The organism is Paraburkholderia sp. UYCP14C (genome assembly GCF_004197395.1).
Taxonomy (GTDB): Bacteria; Pseudomonadota; Gammaproteobacteria; order Burkholderiales; family Burkholderiaceae; genus Paraburkholderia.
The window spans coordinates 238,088-257,554 of the sequence record NZ_SELS01000005.1 but is presented as its reverse complement, the minus strand read 5'-3'; the positions used below and the strand labels follow the sequence as shown (position 1 = coordinate 257,554).

General features: G+C 63.3%; 17 protein-coding genes and 2 pseudogenes. 12 read left to right on the top strand and 7 right to left on the bottom strand.

The genetic code is table 11. The features are described 5' to 3' along the window. Window positions 1-13 precede the first annotated feature (13 nt). The 8 genes and pseudogenes from EVC45_RS06905 (at window position 14) to EVC45_RS06875 (ending at window position 6,428) form a co-directional block, all read left to right on the top strand. Window positions 14-1,297, top strand: coding sequence for an FAD-binding oxidoreductase (locus EVC45_RS06905; protein ID WP_129957266.1), 1,284 nt, complete (start codon window positions 14-16; stop codon window positions 1,295-1,297). A 61-nt stretch (window positions 1,298-1,358) separates the two neighbouring features. Beyond that, window positions 1,359-2,327 (top strand): amino acid ABC transporter permease, encoded by a 969-nt coding sequence (locus EVC45_RS06900; RefSeq protein ID WP_129957265.1) that lies wholly within the window; start codon window positions 1,359-1,361, stop codon window positions 2,325-2,327. A 32-nt stretch (window positions 2,328-2,359) separates the two neighbouring features. Next, window positions 2,360-2,518 (top strand): hypothetical protein, encoded by a 159-nt coding sequence (locus EVC45_RS45545; protein ID WP_211193381.1) that lies wholly within the window; start codon window positions 2,360-2,362, stop codon window positions 2,516-2,518. A 120-nt stretch (window positions 2,519-2,638) separates the two neighbouring features. Then, window positions 2,639-3,292: a LysE family translocator gene (locus EVC45_RS06895; protein ID WP_129957264.1), complete on the top strand. Its 654-nt coding sequence runs from the start codon at window positions 2,639-2,641 to the stop codon at window positions 3,290-3,292. Window positions 3,293-3,324: 32 nt separating this feature from the next. Beyond that, on the top strand, window positions 3,325-3,747 hold the full coding sequence (locus EVC45_RS06890) for an NUDIX domain-containing protein (protein ID WP_248295047.1): 423 nt from the start codon (window positions 3,325-3,327) through the stop codon (window positions 3,745-3,747). Between the two features lie 308 nt (window positions 3,748-4,055). Continuing rightward, window positions 4,056-5,203 (top strand): annotated as a pseudogene (locus tag EVC45_RS06885) (branched-chain amino acid ABC transporter substrate-binding protein). Between the two features lie 494 nt (window positions 5,204-5,697). Beyond that, window positions 5,698-6,193, top strand: a pseudogene (locus EVC45_RS06880) (DUF2778 domain-containing protein). Then, entirely contained in the window at window positions 6,174-6,428 is a 255-nt protein-coding gene (locus EVC45_RS06875; protein WP_129957262.1) for a hypothetical protein, read from the top strand. Before EVC45_RS06880 ends, EVC45_RS06875 begins: the two are co-directional and overlap by 20 nt. A gap of 65 nt (window positions 6,429-6,493) precedes the next feature. Here EVC45_RS06875 and EVC45_RS06870 read toward each other — a convergent pair whose 3' ends face one another. Continuing rightward, window positions 6,494-7,885, bottom strand: coding sequence for a TIGR00366 family protein (locus tag EVC45_RS06870; RefSeq protein ID WP_129957261.1), 1,392 nt, complete (start codon window positions 7,883-7,885; stop codon window positions 6,494-6,496). 355 nt (window positions 7,886-8,240) lie between these two features. Here EVC45_RS06870 and EVC45_RS06865 point away from each other — a divergent pair, with 355 nt between their 5' ends. Then, window positions 8,241-9,062, top strand: coding sequence for an alpha/beta hydrolase (locus EVC45_RS06865; protein ID WP_129957260.1), 822 nt, complete (start codon window positions 8,241-8,243; stop codon window positions 9,060-9,062). A 235-nt stretch (window positions 9,063-9,297) separates the two neighbouring features. Continuing rightward, the gene (gene ilvD / locus EVC45_RS06860; protein WP_129957259.1) at window positions 9,298-11,160 is read left to right on the top strand and encodes a dihydroxy-acid dehydratase; all 1,863 of its coding nucleotides are present in this window, start codon (window positions 9,298-9,300) and stop codon (window positions 11,158-11,160) included. 157 nt (window positions 11,161-11,317) lie between these two features. On the opposite strand, the gene EVC45_RS06855 is transcribed toward ilvD, so the two are convergent. Then, a complete protein-coding gene (locus EVC45_RS06855) occupies window positions 11,318-12,499 on the bottom strand; it encodes a GGDEF domain-containing protein (protein WP_248295046.1) in 1,182 nt (393 codons plus the stop codon). A gap of 372 nt (window positions 12,500-12,871) precedes the next feature. Here EVC45_RS06855 and EVC45_RS06850 point away from each other — a divergent pair, with 372 nt between their 5' ends. Beyond that, window positions 12,872-13,333 (top strand): CHRD domain-containing protein, encoded by a 462-nt coding sequence (locus tag EVC45_RS06850; RefSeq protein ID WP_129957258.1) that lies wholly within the window; start codon window positions 12,872-12,874, stop codon window positions 13,331-13,333. A gap of 43 nt (window positions 13,334-13,376) precedes the next feature. Here the strand turns inward: EVC45_RS06850 and EVC45_RS06845 are convergent, their stop codons facing one another. From EVC45_RS06845 to EVC45_RS06825, 5 genes are all read right to left on the bottom strand, one after another. Then, the gene (locus EVC45_RS06845) at window positions 13,377-14,069 is read right to left on the bottom strand and encodes a cytochrome b/b6 domain-containing protein (protein WP_129957257.1); all 693 of its coding nucleotides are present in this window, start codon (window positions 14,067-14,069) and stop codon (window positions 13,377-13,379) included. A 50-nt stretch (window positions 14,070-14,119) separates the two neighbouring features. Further along, window positions 14,120-15,319, bottom strand: a complete 1,200-nt coding sequence (locus EVC45_RS06840) for a diguanylate cyclase (protein ID WP_129957256.1) — start codon at window positions 15,317-15,319, stop codon at window positions 14,120-14,122. 264 nt (window positions 15,320-15,583) lie between these two features. Beyond that, window positions 15,584-16,882 (bottom strand): SUMF1/EgtB/PvdO family nonheme iron enzyme, encoded by a 1,299-nt coding sequence (locus EVC45_RS06835; RefSeq protein ID WP_129957255.1) that lies wholly within the window; start codon window positions 16,880-16,882, stop codon window positions 15,584-15,586. 113 nt (window positions 16,883-16,995) lie between these two features. Continuing rightward, on the bottom strand, window positions 16,996-17,652 hold the full coding sequence (locus EVC45_RS06830; protein WP_129957254.1) for a helix-turn-helix domain-containing protein: 657 nt from the start codon (window positions 17,650-17,652) through the stop codon (window positions 16,996-16,998). 353 nt (window positions 17,653-18,005) lie between these two features. Then, entirely contained in the window at window positions 18,006-18,473 is a 468-nt protein-coding gene (locus EVC45_RS06825) for a universal stress protein (RefSeq protein ID WP_129957253.1), read from the bottom strand. Between the two features lie 281 nt (window positions 18,474-18,754). Here EVC45_RS06825 and EVC45_RS06820 point away from each other — a divergent pair, with 281 nt between their 5' ends. Further along, complete coding sequence (locus EVC45_RS06820) at window positions 18,755-19,444, top strand: FadR/GntR family transcriptional regulator (protein ID WP_129957252.1); 690 nt, start codon at window positions 18,755-18,757, stop codon at window positions 19,442-19,444. Window positions 19,445-19,467: the final 23 nt, after the last annotated feature.

The window sequence follows — 19,467 nt, the reverse complement described above, 5'->3', positions numbered from 1 at the left end:
ACTCCATCACGAGATGGCTTCCTACCTCGATACCTACTACACCCGCACGCTGCGCACCGTCGAGCCGCGCGCGGCGCTAAGCGGTTCGCTGCAAGCCGATGTGTGCGTGGTCGGCGCCGGCATGGCCGGTATTACGACGGCGCTCGAATTGCTGCGCCGTGGCCGCTCGGTGATTCTTCTCGAAGCGCAGCGGGTGTCGTGGGGCGCGTCGGGCCGCAATGGCGGCGTGGTGAGCCCCGGCTATTCGACGAGCTTCGAGCGGATCGCGCAACGCGTCGGCGTCGAGGACGCGAAGTCGATCTACCGGATGTCGATCGAGGGCGTCGATATCGTCGCGGACAATATCCGCCAACTCGGCATCGATGAAGCGCAGCCCGTGCATGGCGTGCTGCGCGTGTCGCGTCACGAGAACACCGCCGACATGCAGGCGCAGCAGGCGTGGCTCGCCAACGAGTTTCAGTACGACGTCACGTTCAAGACGCACGAGGAGATTCGCGAGTGGCTCGTGTCGGACAAGTATCGCCACGCGCTCTATAACGAACGCGGCTTCCATTTTCATCCGTTGAATTACGCGCGTGCTCTCGTCGCGGAAGTCGAGCGGCTAGGCGGCCAGGTATTCGAAGACTCCGAAGTGTTGTCGCTCGATTGCTCGTCGGCGAGCAAGCGGCTGAAGACCGCGCGCGGCACGGTCACGGCGCGCGACGTGGTGTTTACGTGCGGCGGCTATACGGGCAACGTGGTGCCGCAACTCGCGCGCAGCTATCTGCCGATTTCGACCTATATGCTCGTCACCGAGCCGGCCCCGGATCTGATCGCAACCGCGATTCGCACGCGCGCGTCGGTCGGTGACAGCCGTCGCGCGAGCGACTATTACCGGCTCGTCGACGGCGGCGAGCGCATTCTGTGGGGCGGCATGATCACGACGCGCAAGTCCGAGCCGGACCGGCTGGCCGAGTTGCTGCGCCGTCGCATGGTCGATACCTATCCGCAGCTATCCGGGCTGAAGGTCGCGCTCGCGTGGTCCGGACGCATGTCGTATGCAAGGCATCTGATGCCGCTGATCGGCCGCCTACATACGGGCGTCTGGTACTGCATGGGCTTCGGCGGCCACGGCATGAATACGACGGCGGTCGGCGGCAGGCTGATCGCCCAGGGCATCACGAACGAAACCGACCGCTATCGTCTGTTCGCGCCGTTCGGCCTCGAATGGAACGGAGGGCCAGCGGGCACGGCGGCCGTTCAACTGACCTATTGGTACTACCAGCTGATGGATTTCATGCGCGAACGCGCGGCGTGAACGGGCTTTAACACGACCGCCCGCCGTTCGTCGCGCGCGCAGCGAATCTACGGAGGAACACATGTTTGCAGAAGATGCTGACGGCGTCGAGAAACGCAATCCGGGCCCGATTCTCGTTTTGCTCGGCGTGTTGCTGATCGGCGGATACTTCGCGGTGCAGCACGCGCCGGACTGGATCGCCGGCATCAACCACGGTGTGCCCGCGCTCGGCATCGACGCGACCTTATTGCAGAAGCTGCTGGGCGGCGCGGTCGCGATTGCCGCGCTGGTCGCCAATTGCTATCTGTTGCTGAGGCTATCGCTGCGCTGGCAGGTTGCCGTCGTGTGGTGCGAACTCGCGTTGCTGGTCGTGCTGTTCTTCTCGACGTTCAATCTGAGCTTCGAATTCATCGAGCGCAAGATCGGCTATCTGGTGCTGCAAGGCGCGACCACCACGCTCTATATCTCGGCGATCTCGATCGCGCTCGCGTTCGTGCTCGCGTTGATCGGCGCACTCGCGAAGCTTTCGTCGAACGGGATCGCGATCGGTATCGCGACGTTCTACACCTCGCTGTTTCGTGGTCTGCCGTTGCTGATGCAGATCTTCATTCTGTATCTCGGCCTGCCGCAGCTCGGCTATATCGTCGATCCGATTCCCGCTGGCGTGGCTGCGTTGTCTTTGTGCTATGGGGCATATATGACCGAGATCTTTCGCGCCGGCATTCAAAGCATTCCCAAAGGGCAGTGGGATGCCGCACGCGCGCTCGGTCTCAGCCACGGCATGATGATGCGGCTGGTGATTCTGCCGCAGGCGCTGCGCGTGATCATTCCGCCGACCGGCAACCAGTTCATCGCGATGCTGAAGGACAGCTCGCTGGTGTCCGTCGTCGGCGTGTGGGAACTGACCTATGTCGCGACCACCGAGGGGCAGCGCGAATTCCGTCACATGGAGATGCTGATCAGCGCGTCGGTGATCTACTGGCTGCTGTCGATGGTGCTCGAAGTGATTCAGTCGCGGATCGAACGCCGCTTCAGAAGGTCCGCGCGATGACATCACTCGTCGACACCCGAGGCAATGGCGCGATGGAAGCGGCGTCGAGCATCGAACCGCCGTTCCGCACGGCGGCCTTGCAGGCCGTCTCGCTGGAACGCGTGAGCAAATGGTACGGGGCGATCCAGGTGCTGCGCGAGGTCAGCATGAAGGTCGCGCCTTTTTCGATCAGCCGCAAAGCGCGCGTTTGAAGCAGTTCCTGTGTCAGGTAGTGCGCACCGATTAGCCGCCAGCGACGGTCGCGGCGATTTTTTCCGTGGCATGATGGTCGGTCTGTTGGACTCCAATCACAACGCACCGCTGGGCCTGCCATGTCCTTCCATACCTGGTTGCTTTTCGCCGCTGCCTATCTGCTCACCACCATTTCGCCGGGACCGAACGTTCTGCTCGTGATCCGCAATTCGGTCCGCTATGGAAACCGCGGCGCGGCGGCGAGCGTGGCCGGCAATCTGCTCGCGCAAGGCGTCGTCGTCGCGCTCGTGGCGCTCGGCGTCGGCGCGGTATTGACGGCGCTGCCGCCGCTGTTCATCGCGATGAAAGTGCTCGGCGCGGGTTATTTGATGTATCTCGGCATCAGGCAATTGCGCGGCGGCAAGACCAATGCAACCCGGGCAAGCGAGCCCGCACAGCCAGCGGCCGTCGAATCGCCCGCCCATTCGTTCGACCGCAACAAGGTATTTCGCGAAGCCTTGCTGGTGTCGGGCAGCAATCCGAAGACGATGATCTTTCTGTCGGCGTTCATGCCGCAATTCATCGACCACGAGCGCGGCCTGCCGGAGCAGTTCATCGTGATGTATCTGACGATCGCGGTCACCGTCGCGCTCGTTCACACCATTTATTCGCTCGGCGTGCGCGGTATCCATCAGCGCGTCGGAGCCAGCCGTTGGATCGCGGCGATCAAACGCGGCAGCGGGCTCGTGTTCGTCGCGCTCGGCATCAAGCTGCTGACCGCGCAGCGCGCCTAGCCGGTCACGATGCCTGCACGAACATGAGCCGAATGCAAAGCGTCGTTGACGTGAACGTGCTGTTTCTGAATGGGCAGGGCGAGTGCCTTTTCATCCAGCGAGCGAATACCGGTTTCAGGGACGGTCAATACGCTTTGATTGCCGGCCATCTCGAACCGGGCGAATCGATTGAAGAATGCGCAATTCGCGAATCGAAAGAAGAAGCGGGCGTGACGGTTGCGCCTGGCGCACTCGAATTCAAGCTCGTGATGCGGCGCGACTCGGATACGAACCGCATCAGTTTCTTTCTCGCCTGCCGTTCATGGCAAGGCGAGCCTTCCAACATGGAGCCGCACAAGTGCTCGGGATTCGTGTGGGCGAAGCCGGACCACCCTCCGGCGCCGATCGTCGACTATGTGGCGGCCGCACTCACGCATATCCGCGAAGGTGTGATGCTGGCCGATTTCAAGCCTTGATTGGCGGAGTTGCTGCTTGTTTCGTCGCTGTTGTTGATGATTTCCCGAGCGAATCAAACGCGCCAAATCCCGCTGAATAGAGCGACGAAACAACCGCTAATTGACGCCGCTCCAATCCCCTGGTGCACGGAATTCCGACGCTTGCGGCGGTTTTGCGTTATCGTGCTGCACCCAAAATGGCGGACCAGGCGAATTGCCGGTTGAGCCGTATTTCAATTCATTCTGAATGGATGAATGGCAATGTCCTGGCCGTATCGGCAATCCCCAACCATCCGGTTGGCAAGGTAAGTAAAGAGGAGATGGGTTGTATGTCGTTCAAGTTTCACAAACTGCTGCCGGTTAGCGCGGCAGTCGTCGCATTCGCAGGCATCGCCGGCACGGCGAACGCCGATCAGGTCGTCAAGATCGGTCACGTGGGTCCGTTGACGGGCGGCTCCGCCCACCTCGGCAAGGACAATGAAAACGGCGCGCGCCTCGCGATCGAGGAACTCAACGCGAAGGGCCTGACGATCGGCGGTCAGAAGGTCACGCTGCAACTCGACGCGCAGGACGACGCGGGCGACCCGCGCCAGGCGACCCAGGTCGCGCAGAAGCTGGTCGACGACAAGGTCGTCGCGGTGGTGGGCCACCTGAACTCGGGCGCGTCGATTCCGGCGTCGAAGATCTATAGCGACGCGGGCATCGTGCAGATTTCGCCGTCGTCGACGAACCCGGCGTACACGCAGCAGGGCTTCAAGACGACGTACCGTGTCGTCGCGACCGACGCGCAGCAAGGCCCGGCGCTCGCCACCTTTGCCGCGAAGAACCTGAACGTGAAGACGGTCGCCGTGGTCGACGATTCGACCGCCTATGGCCAGGGCCTCGCGAACGAATTCGAAAAGACCGCGAAATCGCTCGGCCTGAAGGTCGTGTCGCACGACGCGACCAACGACAAGGCCGTCGACTTCCGCGCGATCCTGACCAAGATCAAGGGCGAGAATCCCGACGCGATCATGTACGGCGGCATGGACGCGACCGGCGGTCCGTTCGCGAAGCAGGCGCGTCAGCTGGGCCTGCGCGCGAAGATGCTGTCGGGCGACGGCGTGTGCACCGAAAGCCTCGCCGACCTCGCGGGGGTCCGGCAGCGGGCAACGTGGTGTGCTCGCAGGCCGGCATCGCGGTCGAGCGCATGAACGGCGGCGCGGAATTCGCGGCGAAGTACGCTAAGCGCTTCGGTCATCCGATCGAATTCGACGCGCCGTTCACGTACGACGCGGTGTATATCGTCGTCGACGCGATGAAGCGCGCGAACTCGACCGATCCGGCGAAGGTTCTGGCCAAGGTGTCGGGCACCGACTACAAGGGCGTCACCGGCGAAACCACGTTCGACGCGAAGGGCGACCTTCAGCACGGCGTGATCTCGCTGTACGACTACAAGGACGGCAAGAAGACGCTGCTCGACGTCGTGAAGATGTAAGAGCGGTAGAAGCACTAAAGCCACAAAGGGCCGATGAAGCATTGCTTCATCGGCCCATTTTTTTTGCCTAGGCCAGCAGGCCGCGCACCTACGGTCAAGGTTTCACCCTCGAGAGGAACCAATTCGGCACGCAATGACCTACACCGAACGTATTCAAATCTGCACCGCGTGGAACCGCGCGGTCTATGCGCTGCCCGTGCATTGCACGGGCTGGTGCGACACGAAAAAATGACAGGGTTTATTGAGCAGGCTTGCGACGGCCTGCTTGATCGGCGCGACGAGGTGCTGGACCGCGCAGGGAGCCCGCCACGTGGCGGGGCCGCCCCACTGATGCTACCTATGATCCTGTTCGGCGGCGTAGGATCGCCCAAAGCCCGCCCCTCGGCGGGATTTTTGCGATGGCGTTAATTCTTGCCAAATTACATTTTCTTTTGCCCTCGATCACTTCCCGATCCTCCGTCATTGGCGCAGCGTTGCGAAGGCGTCGCTTTTGCATGCGGTCCGAGCCTCTTGCACCGCTCACAATTAATGGCATTGGCACGGTCAACGCCTACTCCGGCAACAATCAATACCGCAATCGGGGCGGCTGCACAATGGTGCCAAATAACGGCCCAATCCCCGCCGGTAAGTACTGGATCGTCGCGCGTCCTGCTGGCGGCGTCGGCTCCAAGGCTTTAGCGTGGCCAAAAGATGAGTGGAATTTCTATAAGGGGAACCCGACCGATCACAGTGAGTGGTTCGCTCTGTATCGGGATGATGGGGCGATTGATGATGTGACATGGATTAATGGTGTCAAGCGCGGGCAGTTCCGGTTGCACCCTGCAGGTGGTGGCGGCTTGTCACTTGGCTGCATTACCCTGCCGAGCCGCGTTGATTTCCTCAAAATCCGTTCGGCGCTGCTGCATACAATGACTATTCCTGCCCGCAATTCAGGGGCTTAACGCCTACGGAACAATTGAGGTCATTACGTATGGCAACACTTGCCCGTAGGGTGTTCAAGGTCGCCCTGTTCATCGGGTTGTTTCTTCTTTCGGTTCGTTATATCCCGCTATCGAACGAGTGGTCAGCAAGCGAAGCGCGTGCATGGTTTGCCGCTTCGGATTTGCTCAGCGTCCGCGATCCCGATGACCTGTATTTTGTGGTGTGGGTGACTATCGAACTGATCGTGGCGGTACTGGCGTATGTGGCGATCATGAAGCTATGGCGGCGGTATCGCACGAAGTAGAGAAAAGCCCCGGCGACGGGGCTTTCTTTAATGCTAGCCGCCTCGTTTGACGCAGAGCATTGCAGTTACGGCACCAGCCACAACGCCGCCGCGTAAATCACCAGCGACACCGCGAACGTCACCGCCGTATAGCCCATCACGCGCTGAATCCGGATACCCGCGATTGCAACGATCGGCACGGCCCAGAACGGCTGCAGCATGTTCGACACGTTCTCGGCCATCGCGACGCCCATCGCCGTGCGCGGCACCGACGCATGCAGGCTGAGCGCCGCGGGCAGCACGAACGGACCCTGCACCGCCCAGTGACCACCGGCGCTCGGCACCAGCAGCGTGATGATCAGCGAGCTCAGATAGCTCCACAGCGGCAGCGTGACCGGCGACGCGATCGTCACGAACGCCTTCGCGATCATCGACGCGAGTCCCGTGCCCTTCATGATGCCCATGATCCCGCCGTACATCGGATATTGCAGCAGCATCGAGCCGGTCTGACGCGCGGCGCGGCGAATCGAATTCGCGTACGCGATCGGCGTGCGTTGCAGCGCGAGACCGATCATCAGGAAGATCAGGATCGTGTTGTTGATGTCGAGATCGAAGCCTTCCTTGTGCCACGTGATCGCCAGATAGCCGATGCCGAGCGCGAGCAGCAGCAGCGTGCCGAGCATCGACTGTTCGAGGCGCGCGGCGAGCGATGTCGCGCTGCTCGCGCGCGCATGCGGGTCGTCGCTCGGTGCGTCGGCGGCTTCTTCTCCGCTGTGCCGAAACGCGATGACGTTCTCCGCCTTCGGATGCATCTTGATGAAGATCGCCGTCATTACGACGACGACCAGCACGGTCGGTATGAACACGAACGGCGCGAAGATGGTTTCGCTGAGCGGCACCACGTGGCCGGTCGCTTTCTCGACGAGATTCAGCGCATTGCCGTGCGACGCCTGCGACAGCGCGATCGAACTCGACAGCCCGCTGTTGCAGATCGACCAGGCCGAATAGCTGCCCGCGACGAGCCACGCGAAATCGACGTCGACGCGCCGCGCGATTTCCCGCGACAGCAACGCACCGACAATCAGCCCGAGCCCCCAGTTAAGCCACGCGGCCACCGCGACGACCGGAAACACGAGCAGCGCGGCGCGCGTCGGCGAGTTCGCGTGCGAGGCGAGCGCGCGCAGGCCGCGCTGCACGATCGGCGCTTCCGCGATTGCGTAGCCGGTCGCGAGGATCAGGATCATCTGCAGCGCGAAGCCCAGAATGCCGAACGTGCCGGTGTACCAGGAATCGAGCAGCGTCGGCAGGTTGCCGGTCGGGGCGATCAGCACCGCCAGCACGGCGACGAAGAACGTCAGGCAGATGGACAGCACGAACGGGTCGGGCATGACCTGCTCGAAAACATACACCAGACCTTCGACGATGCCGCGCGAAGCGGCAGGCCGGCCGGCGGCATTGGGGGAAGTGTCTCGCTTCATGTGTGTGACTCTGTGTAGTGCCCGGGCCGGCCCTACGCGGGGCAGGGCGGAGCGGGCGGGTGCGGCGCGCCGGCGTGGGATGCCGGCGCGTGTCGGCGGCAAGCTTGCCTTACCTGACCTCGATGACAGGAGTCAGACTAGCGCGAATCCAGGAGCGTGGAACCCGGTGTTGCGCTGGAAAAAGGCCTCGGTTTCCTTTTCAATGTTCTTACGGTGAACACTGTTTCGGTAAACGAACGTGGCATTATTCGTCTTCGGCGCGGGCGATGTCAAGGAAACACGCCATTGCGGGCCGTCACGCGAATCGCCGACAATCAGACGGACCATCATCGAATGACCAGGGAGACACAAGACTATGACGACCATCTATCGCGGCATGGATCGACCCACGCTCGATAAGGCCTACAACAACACCCAGGCCATCCCGAACTTCCCGGAAGTCCTGCGGGACTTCCAGCAGCGCAGCGCGAAGCTGTACGAACGCGTGCCGGGGCAGCGCGATCTGCGCTACGGCGAGCGTCCGCGCGAGCGTTTCGACTGGCTGCCCTGCGGCAAGGCCGGCGCGCCGACGTTCATCTTCATTCACGGCGGGTACTGGCAGAACTGCGTGAAGGAAGACTTCGCGTTCATCGCCGATGGGCCGCTCGCCAACGGCTACAACGTCGTGCTGGTCGAATACACGCTCGCGCCGGACGCATCGATGACGCAGATCGTCGGCGAAATCACGGGCTTGCTCGATCATCTGCAAGCGGACCCGGACGGGCTCGGCACCGCGGGGCATCCGGTGTGTCTGAGCGGGCACTCGGCGGGCGGTCATCTGACGGCGCTGCATCGCGCGCATCCGCTCGTCACTCACGCACTGCCGATCAGCGCGCTGGTCGATCTCGAACCGATCAGCCTGTCATGGCTCAACGACAAGCTGCAACTGAGCGAGCAGGAAATCGCCGCGTACAGTCCGATCCATCACGTCGGCAACGGTGTGCCGGCCGTGATCGCAGTCGGCGGCGCGGAGTTGCCGGAGCTGGTGCGGCAGTCGGACGAGTATGCGGCGGCGTGCGAGGGGGCGGGGCAGGACGTTACGCTCGTGCACGTGCCGGACTGTACGCACTTTTCGGTGCTCGACGATCTCGCCCGAGCGGACGGCATGCTGATGACGGCGCTGGCGCAAATCGGCTGAACGGTCGCGGCATCGATTAATATCTTTCTCGACCTAATTGCGGCGAAAAAATATATTGGACGTCTTACTGGCGTTCTTGCACTATTCGTTCCCAGCGCAAAGTCCGCGCCCTATTGCGATCCCTACCGCCCGCGAGCCAATCGCTGCGCCGCCGCCGATTCAAGGCGCCGCGGCGCATCGGCCGGCTCGCGCGGGCGCTCATCAAAACCGATAACAGCAATACCTGAGGATACAGATGCCCCACTATCGCTCACGCACTTCGACCCACGGCCGCAACATGGCCGGCGCCCGCGCGCTGTGGCGCGCGACCGGCATGAAGGACGGCGATTTCGGCAAGCCGATCATCGCGGTCGTGAACTCGTTCACGCAGTTCGTGCCGGGCCACGTGCATCTGCGCGACCTCGGCGCGCTGGTCGCGAAGCAGATCGAGGCGGCCGGCGGCGTGGCGAAGGAATTCAACACGATCGCCGTCGACGACGGCATCGCGATGGGTCACGGCGGCATGCTGTATTCGCTGCCGTCGCGCGAACTGATCGCGGACTCGGTCGAGTACATGGTCAACGCGCACTGCGCGGACGCGATGGTCTGCATCTCGAACTGCGACAAGATCACCCCGGGCATGCTGATGGCCGCGATGCGCCTGAACATTCCGGTCGTGTTCGTGTCGGGCGGTCCGATGGAAGCGGGCAAGGTCAAGTCGCCGACCGACGGCCAGGTGATCGCGAAGATCGACCTGATCGACGCGATGATCAAGGCCGCCGACCCGAAGATCAGCGACGCCGAAGTCGCCGAAGTCGAGCGCAATGCGTGCCCGACCTGCGGTTCGTGCTCGGGCATGTTCACCGCGAACTCGATGAACTGCCTGACCGAGGCGATCGGCCTCGCGCTGCCGGGCAACGGCACGATCGTCGCGACGCACGCATGGCGCAAGGGCCTGTTCGAGCAGGCGGGCAGCCTCGTCGTCGATCTGTGCCGCCGCTACTATCAGGAAGAGGACGCCTCGGTCCTGCCGCGCAGCATCGCCACCAAGCAGGCATTCGAAAACGCGATGACGCTCGACGTCGCGATGGGCGGCTCGACCAACACCGTGCTGCACCTGCTGGCCGCCGCGCAGGAAGCGGGCGTCGATTTCACGATGTCGGACATCGATCGCATCTCGCGCAAGGTGCCGTGCCTGTGCAAGGCCGCGCCCATGACCGACAAGTACCACATCGAGGACGTGCATCGCGCGGGCGGCATCATCGGCATTCTCGGCGAACTCGCGCGGGCGGACCTGCTCGATCTGTCGTGCGGCAACGTGCACAGCGGCACGCTCGGCGACGCGATCGCGAAGTGGGACATCGCCGGCAACGCAGGCGAGGAAGCGCAGAAGTTCTTCCGCGCGGCGCCGGGCGGCATTCCGACCACGGTCGCGTTCAGCCAGGAAGCGACCTACGCGACGCTCGACACGGACCGCAAGAGCGGCTGTATCCGCAGCAAGGAGAACGCGTATTCGAAGGATGGCGGCCTCGCGGTGCTGTACGGCAACCTCGCGGAGAAGGGCTGCATCGTGAAGACCGCGGGTGTCGACGAATCGCAGTGGCTGTTCTCGGGCCGCGCGCGTGTGTTCGAAAGCCAGGACGACGCGGTCGACGCGATTCTCGGTGACAAGGTCGTGCCGGGCGACGTCGTGGTGATCCGCTACGAAGGTCCGAAGGGCGGTCCGGGCATGCAGGAAATGCTGTACCCGACTTCGTATCTGAAGTCGAAGGGCCTCGGCAAGAGCTGCGCGCTGTTTACCGATGGCCGTTTCTCGGGCGGCTCGTCGGGCCTCGTGATCGGCCATGCGTCGCCGGAAGCGGCGGAAGGCGGCACGATCGGTCTGGTCGAAGACGGCGACGTGATCGAGATCGACATCCCGCAACGCAAGATGCACCTCGTGGTGTCGAATGAAGAGCTCGCGCGCCGTCGCGCGGCGATGGAAGCGCGCGGCGACGACGCGTGGCAGCCGGCCAATCGCGAGCGTGTCGTGTCGCAGGCATTGCAGGCGTATGCGGCGCTCGCGACCTCGGCCGATCGCGGCGCGGTACGCGATATTTCGCAATTGAAGCGCAAGTAAAGCGCGGACTCGCGCGGCGGCCCCTGTTCGCGGTGACGCGGGTGGGGCCCAATAGAGACCGGTATGCGGGCGACCGCATGCCGGTTTTTCTTTGCGGCGGCAATGCGAACGGACGATCGAGCAGGCGTCTCGTGTGCAGCCCGGTGCGGCGCCTTCCCTAAGCCGGCAAACCGGAAACGATGTCATCGGAAGGCTGCGACGAGCCTGCCAGCACCACGCAGTTTCTGCCGTTGTCTTTCGCGACATAGAGCGCCGTGTCGGCTCTCGCCATGACCGAGGCAACGGTATCGTCATCACCGAATTCGTCGACGCCAGCGCTGAGCGTGCATGCAACGTCACCGGCCGGCGCGCGCGACACAGATGCCGCGACGATTGCACGCAAGCGGTTCGTGAGACGGGCAGCCTCTTCTTTCCCAGTCAGCGGAAGCAGCAGCGCGAACTCTTCACCGCCGATGCGCCCCAGCACGTCGGTTGGCCGTATTTCGCGCGAGATGGTCAAAGCAACGTGCGCGAGAGCCTGGTCGCCGGCGGCGTGCCCGTAGCGGTCGTTGATACCTTTGAAGTTATCAATGTCCAGAATCGCGATGGACAGCTTCGACTTCGCCGCCCTTGCCAGCTCGAGCAGCGCCTCGGCCCGGGCGATGAACGCGCGCCGTCCGAGCACGCCGGTCAGATCGTCGATGGTGGCGAGGCGTTCCATCCGCTCCGCCAGCCGGTCGTGCGCCAGCATGACCATGCCTACCGACAGGCATGGCAGAGTCAGGATGGCCATGCCCAGAAACGCAATGTTCAGTGGCGTCTCTTCGAGAAAGGTCGTTTCATGCGCGATCCCGAATCCATATACGACGCAACGGACCGCGTGAATCACGGCCCCCAGCACCGCGGCGATGGACACGAAGTGATAGCCGTATTTTGGTCTGCCCGCCGGCCGGTACCGCTGCACGAGCCACGCGATGGCAAAGCGGATATAGGCGAGAAAGCCCGAGATCATCGCACCTCGGGCGCTGACGTCGGGCGACACGTAGGTCCAGTAGACCAGTCCGACTAGGATCGAGCCGAGCGCGCCGTATTCCCAGATAACCGCTGGCCGCCGATGAAAGAATCGCCTGAAGCCCTGCACCGCGAGCAGGGAGGCCACCACCAGCAAGACGCTCGCGCTTACTACGACAGCATCCGACCTACGAAAAATGAGAAGCGTGGCCGTGACGGCCAGCAGACCGCTTGCCACACACCAATGGCGTATGCCCGGGACTTGAGTGTGAAACAGCGAGCCGAGAACGGCGACGCTCATCAGGCAGGACAGAATCGCAATGCCGATAAGAGCGGTCGGGATGGACATGGCAGCGTAACAATGGGTGTGATCCATGAAGGCACCTGGCGCAACCCGAGGTCGCGCCGCTACGTCCGCTGCCTTCGCGCAAAGCGGATATCGTACCGGAAGAAATTTCCGCGCCACTGCAATCCGAAGGTCAAATTTCAACGACCGTCGTCCGACGGTTTGCTTTCGAATCGCTGGCCGGACTGATCTGGCGTCGACGTACCGGGAGGGTCGCTCCGCATGGGCCGGAAATTCGGCCGAATGCAAACTTCGCGTTACGGCCGGCTTGCGTCTATCCTTGTCTCACTTGTTGGGCTGCCAGCAGCGCCGACGAGGTCTTCTGCAGTGTTCAATAATCGCCCACCAAGGGCAAACCCAACAGGAGAAAACCAGATGTCACGATCCATCTCGCAGCGCGCTTTCATGGTACTTGGTGGTTTGGCCTTAGCGGGGACGCTGACTTTCGCGCAAGCGGCGCCCGTCTCATTCGACGTACCGCTGACGGGCGCTCAACAGGTTCCGCCGGTGCAGACTCCGGGCAGCGGGACCGCCAAGCTCACGTACGACTCCAGCACGCGGGTCGTCACCTGGAACATCAGCTTCAGCGGGTTGACGAGTCCCACCACGATGTCGCATTTCCACGGACCCGCCCCGGCCGGTAAAAACGCCGGCGTCAAGATCTGGCTCTCGCAGAAGGGCAGCATGGAGGTGACGAGCCCGTTCAGCGGTCAGACCACGCTTTCTCCGGACGACGCCAAGATGTTCGAAGCCGGTGACATGTACATCAACGTTCACACGAAAAACAATCCCAACGGCGAGATTCGCGGCCAGGTGATGCCGCCGAAGGGCAACTGAGCCAGGCACGGCGGCGGCGCCCGCGGTCAGGCTTGTGGCAAGCTCAGAGATAAGCCGCGAGCAGCATCACCGCGGCCGCGCCGACGCCGAGTGGAAGCAGCGCCAGCAGCGCTGGCGTCTGCCGCGGCGCGTCCACGGACGACGGCAGCAGTTTGTAGCCGGTCAGCATCGGGCGCAGCAGGTTGTGTCCCTTCGCTACCGCGTAGAGGGTGATCACCAGCACGTGCAGCGCCACCGCGGCGAGCAGTACATACCAGACGAGCCCATGCAGCGTCGAGATTGCGTTGGCGAGCCACGCGGGCACCAGCTCGCTCAACGGCCCTTCGTCGGCGATGTCGTTGTTGACATAGAGCCCGCTCAGCGTCTCGGCCAGCATCAACGCGAGCAGCAACAGCACCATCCAGCCGCCGGCCGCATTGTGGCCTACCTGGACGTCCGGCTCGCGACGAAACAGGTGGCGCAAATGACGAAGCGCAGCCGCGGGCGATGCGACGAAACTGCGAAAGCGCGCGGTCTCACTGCCAAAACAGCCCCACAGCAGCCGGAAAATCACCAACGCAAGCAGCGTCTCGCCGACCCGCACGTGCCAGTCGATCCAGTTCAGCTTCAAGGTGACGTAAGCGGCCGCGACTAGCACGACCACCAGCCAGTGAAACAGCCGCACCGGCGTGTCCCAGACCAACACCGGGCGGGTGATGGGGTGGGTCGGCCGCGTGGCAGGTTCTTCAGGGTTCATGTGTCGTGCCTACGTGCGCAAGCGCGCTGGGACGAAATTCTTCCGGAAGCTTAAAGCCGGTTTCCGCTCGATGAGCAGGTTGCGTCGGGGAGCACGGCCGTTGGCGTCTGTTCGAGCCGATTACCGCCCAGCGACTTGGCTCGATACAACGCCTGATCGGCGGCTGAGAGCAGGTCGGTGAGGCAAGCCGTTTGGCGACCCGACTCGGCGAGGCCAACACTGACCGTGGCCCGAATCCGGTCGCCGTCGGCGCCATGGGACAGCGCGGCAAACCGGTTGGCAACGGTCTCGCCTACCGTTATTGCGCGTTCGCTGTCGTGGTCCGGCAGCAGCGCGGCGAATTCTTCACCACCGATGCGTGCAAGAATCGCGTCCGCACCCGCGACGGCTCGAATGGTTTCCGCGAATGACCGCAGAACCTCGTCGCCGGTCTTGTGTCCGTAGCGATCGTTGATTCTCTTGAAGTGATCGAGGTCGAACGCAAGGAGCGTGACGGGTCGTCGATGCGCCTGGTGATCGCGGATAACGCGCTCCCCGTCTTCGAAAAACAACTTTCGATTACCGAGGCGAGTCAGGTAATCCGTGCGGGATTCCTGCAGCAGCTCGCCATGAATCTCTTCCCGGGTTAGCCGGAGCAAGGTCATCGGCAAAATGACCGAGTAGAGAACCCCTTCGTACATCGTGATTTCGCTGGAGACAGCCAACAAGCGCGGCCCGAAGATCGGCACCAGCCATGGCAGCACGAAAGCCCGGGCGACGTAAAACAGCGCGTGAATGCCCGACACCACCACGGCGACGCGCCTGGCTTGAACCGCCGGCATGCCATCGCCTCGCAGCAGTTCGAGCGAGGTCATGGCTGAAGCCAGCGCGATCGGGATGGCGCTGACATACATCCAGACGGCAGCCTGCCAACGCACACCAGCTATTGCCCACGTGAGCCCCATCAGGACGAGCAAACCGATCGAGCTTGCGAGATAGCGCCGGCCGCTGAACATGGCTACGCCGTCCAGCACGAGCAGGTAGCCCGCGAGAATCACGAGATTGCTCACTGCGGGGCCAGCGGTCCCGAGCAGTTGAACCCGAAATGAAGCCAATGCGCAGCCGATTCCGAGGGTGGCATAGCCGGCCGCCAGCATTCGCAATTCCTTGCTGCGCTTGGGATGAGACAGATGTTCCCAATACATCATGGCGGAACTGGCTAACAAGGTTCCGATCACGAGGAGGTAAAGGGTGGCTAGATCGACTTTCATCGCTGACTTCAGAGCGCGTCCCCGCAGCAACGGGGAAAAGGTTAGAGGCTACACACGTGTTAACGGCACATGCCGCGCAGGCTTGTGAAATGATAACGGAATGGGTGGCACGGAGACTTGAAACCGGGAGGTTGGCAGACGGTCGGCCGGTCGCGGTTCGTGCGCGATTGTTTGCCGTTCCCGGCAGGCGCTGCTGTCTGCAGAAGCCTTGGCCAAAGCATGTGCCGACAGCTTGAAGCGCGAGTTGAAGAGATCTGCGCCGCTTTATTCGGCAGCCCGCACGCAGCGAAACCCCGCGTACACATACTGATAATGCGGCTGAAACCAGTTGCGAAATTCCGGCCGCAGCATGCACAGCGCGGTACGCGCCGAGCCGCCCTTCAGCACGTAATGCTGCCCATCGAAGAAGTTGGCCGAATAGCCGGGATAGAACGGAAACGCTTCGAAGCCCGGCAGCGCCTCGAATAGCGTCGAGGTCCATTCCCAGCCGTTGCCGAACTGACCTTCCACGCCGAACGTGCTGACGTTGTCCGGATGCGCGTCGACGGGCCGTGGATCCCAGCTACGGAAATCGAAGTTGCCCGACGCCGCTTGCGGCGCACCGTGCGCCGCGCGTTGCCATTGCGCTTCCGTCGGCAGGGCCTTGCCGGCCCAGCGCGCGTAGGCGCTCGCTTCGGCGTGGCTCACGTAGACGGGCCAGTCGAGCGGCAAGGGCACGTCGTCGAACATGGTGCGCAGCGTCCAGCCGGCGCGGCCGTCTTGCGACAGGCGTTGCGACCAGCCGGCCGGATGCTCGATGCGCCCCGCCTCCTTCCACGCCAGGTCCTTCGGCGACCACCATGTCGGCTCGCGATAACCGCCGTCTTCGAGGAACTCCAGGAACGCTCCGTTCGTGACCATGTAGCGGTCGATCTCGAACGCGGGCAGCTCCACGCCCAATGCGCCGAACTCGTTGTCCCAGCCGAAGCGGCCGGCCTCGCGCGGCATGCCGAGCACGGTCGTGCCGGCCGGCACGCTGACCATCGACGACAACCCGTCGCGCTGCTCCGCGCGTGTCACCACCGGTTCGCGCAACGCGGTGTTCTTCTGCGCGAGCGGCAACTGATGGAGCATGTACGCGAGCGTTTCCGCATGCATCAAGCGATGCTCGATCGCGACGTTCAGCAATTGCACGGCCGCCTCGTCGCGCGCCGGGTTGCCGAGCTCGTCGAGCGCGGCGTCGATCTGCCGACGCGCGCGCGTCGCATACTCGCGCACGGCGTCGAGCGACGGCCAGTCGGCGGGTTGATCGGTGGGAAAGCCGCCGCCTACCGGATCGATGCCGAAGGCGAACAGCTGGTCGAGTTGCGGCGCGAAAGCCGGCAGATCGAACAGACGCTGGTCGAGCAGATTGCGATCGAACGCTTCGAGATGGCCGATATAGAACACGACGCGATGGCGCTCGCGGATCGGCCGTTCATAGAGGTAATCGGGTTTGACGATCGCAAACAGGTCGTCGGTGACTTGACGCGCGTCGAGCAGGCGCTGCACGAGCGGATGATGCGGGGCAGGGTCGCGATTCATTGAGCCGGGTCTCCATGCAGCACGGTTGCCGTGAGGGGCAGTCTGAAACTGTACCCCGTTTGCAGGCGGCGTGCCAGGACGAACCGCGCGACCGCTCAGCCCCGCCCAGCCGCTCAGACCTGCCGCAAGCCTTCGAGATCGACGATGTGAATATGCTTGCCCCGCGTGTCGATCAGGCCGCGCTTTTGAAATCTTGACAGGGTGCGGCTGACCGTTTCGAGCGTCATGCCGAGGTAGCTGCCCATGTCCTCGCGCGTCATGCGCAGATTGAATTCCGACCACGAGTAGCCGCGCTGCGCATTGCGCTGTGACACGTCGAGCAGGAAGGCGGCGACGCGTTCGTCGGCGGACAGCGAGCCGAGCACCATCATCTGCGCGGCCTCGCTGACGATCTGCGCGCCGAGCAGCTTGTGCATGCGCTCCTGGATCGAACTGATTTCGCGGCACAGCAGCTTCAGCGCACTGTATGGGACGATGCACACCGTGCTGTCTTCCAGCGCGACGGCGCTGCACGCATGGACGTCCGCGCTGATGCCGTCGAGCCCGAGCGGCTCGCCGGCGAGACGCAATCCGGTGACCTGCTCGCGGCCGTCGCGGTGGATCATCACGGTCTTCATCGAGCCCGAACGCACCGCGTAGATACTGTCGAAGCGGTCGCCGCTGCGATACAACGCTTCGCCGCGCGGCACCGCGCGCGCCGAGCAGATCAGTGTTTCGAGCTTCGGCAATTCCTCCGCCGACAGGCCCTGCGGCATGCAGATCTGACGCATCGAACAGCTGGAGCAGCGCGCGGCGGTACGTGCGGATGCGCGTGCCGCCACAGCCTCGCGGCTGCCGCGCCCGGCGTTGCCGGCGGAGCGGGTCGAGGAACGAGTCACAGCAGTAGGATTCAGCATGTTCTGCGCGCGATTATTGGTAGTAGTGAAATTGTCCCACCCGCTATGACCCGCAACTGGCGGCAAAACGACGCGTTCGCTGCTCGGCTGTGCCGAGCGACGGCGCATGCTCCGACGGCGGTGGGAAGGTGAGCCGCGCGGGTCATGTCGACGTCGCGCGTCGACGGGTAGCGTGGCCCGGTTCCGGCAGGGCAGCGCGTGGCGCGCTGCCCTGCGCGATCAAATAGTCAGGCGGGTTCCTTGTCGGTGCCCGCGGCGGACGGTACCAGCAGAACCGGCAGCTTCGCCTGGCGCACGCAGCGTTCGGCGACGCTGCCGAGAATCAGCCGCTGGAAGCCACGACGGCCATGCGTGCCCATCACGAGCAGGTCGGCGTTGAATTCGGCCGCGGCCTGCAGCACGATCTCGGCGACATCGCCCAGCGACGAAGCCTCGGAGACCGCCGGGTCGCCCTTCACACCTTGCTCGGCCATCGCTTTCGAAAACTCGGCACGCAGCTCCTGACCCTCCTCGATCAGGCGGTTGCGCAGGATCGACGGGTCGTAGCCGGGCGCCTCGAAATACATCGGCGTGTTTTCGACGACATAAAATGGCCGCAACACCGCGCCATTCGATTTGGCCAGATCGAGCGCCGCTTCGAACGCACGGCGCGAGGTATTGCTGCCGTCGACCGCTACAAGGATGCGTGTGTACATTTCGGCTCCGCGTCAAGAAAGCGTCTGCCACATTGCTAGCCGCGGCAGGGTTTATTGATCTTTTATACCAATGAAGCTTAGATGATGGCCGGAAAAGATGCACCGGACCAGGATGTAAATCAAACATTTGCCAAATATTCAGGCCCGTTGCGGACCCACTGGAGGTCGCGGCGGCGCGCAAGGGCGGCCTCGCATGCTTACACCCCGTATAAGATTGCTGAAGCCGAAACAAGGTTGGCCTTACAATCAGGCCATATTCAGACAAGCTGGCCAGTCCGCTGATGAACGATCGAAAAACTAAGGGCTTACCCGACCAGATCTACGGCGACATTCTCAACCGCATCCTCGAAGGCGAGTACAAGGAAGGCGAGCGATTGCCGACCGAGCACGCGCTGGCGGAGCGTTTCGCCACGTCCCGGCCGACCGTGCGAGAAGCGCTCGCGCGATTGCGGGCCGACGGCATCATCTCGACGCGCCACGGCTCCGGCACGACCGTCGAGCGGCGCCCCGATCCGGACGTGCGCCGCTTCGCACCGCTCGAGACGCTGTCCGACATCCGCCGCTGCTATGAATTCCGCATCGTGACCGAGGCGGGCGCGGCCGCGCAGGCGGCGCTGAAGGCCGATGCCGACGACATCGCCGCGATCCAGCATGCCTGGGACGAACTCGAGCGCATCATCGAGGCGCAGGGAATCGGCGCCAAGGACGACTTCCTGTTCCACCAGGCGGTCGCGCGTGCATCGAAGAATCCGTTCTTCATCACGGTGATGTCGTTCATCGAGGAACAGATCCTGTTCAGCATGAACCTGTCGCGCAATCTGTCGCTCGTCAAAACCGTGGAGCGGCAGCGGCTGGTGCAGGCCGAGCACATGGCGGTGCTCGACGCGATCCGCCGCAAGGACGCGGCGGGCGCGGGCGCCGCGATGCGCGCGCATCTCGAGAACGCGCTGGAACGGATGTTCGGTTCCTGAGCCCGCGCATGCGGGTGAGGGCG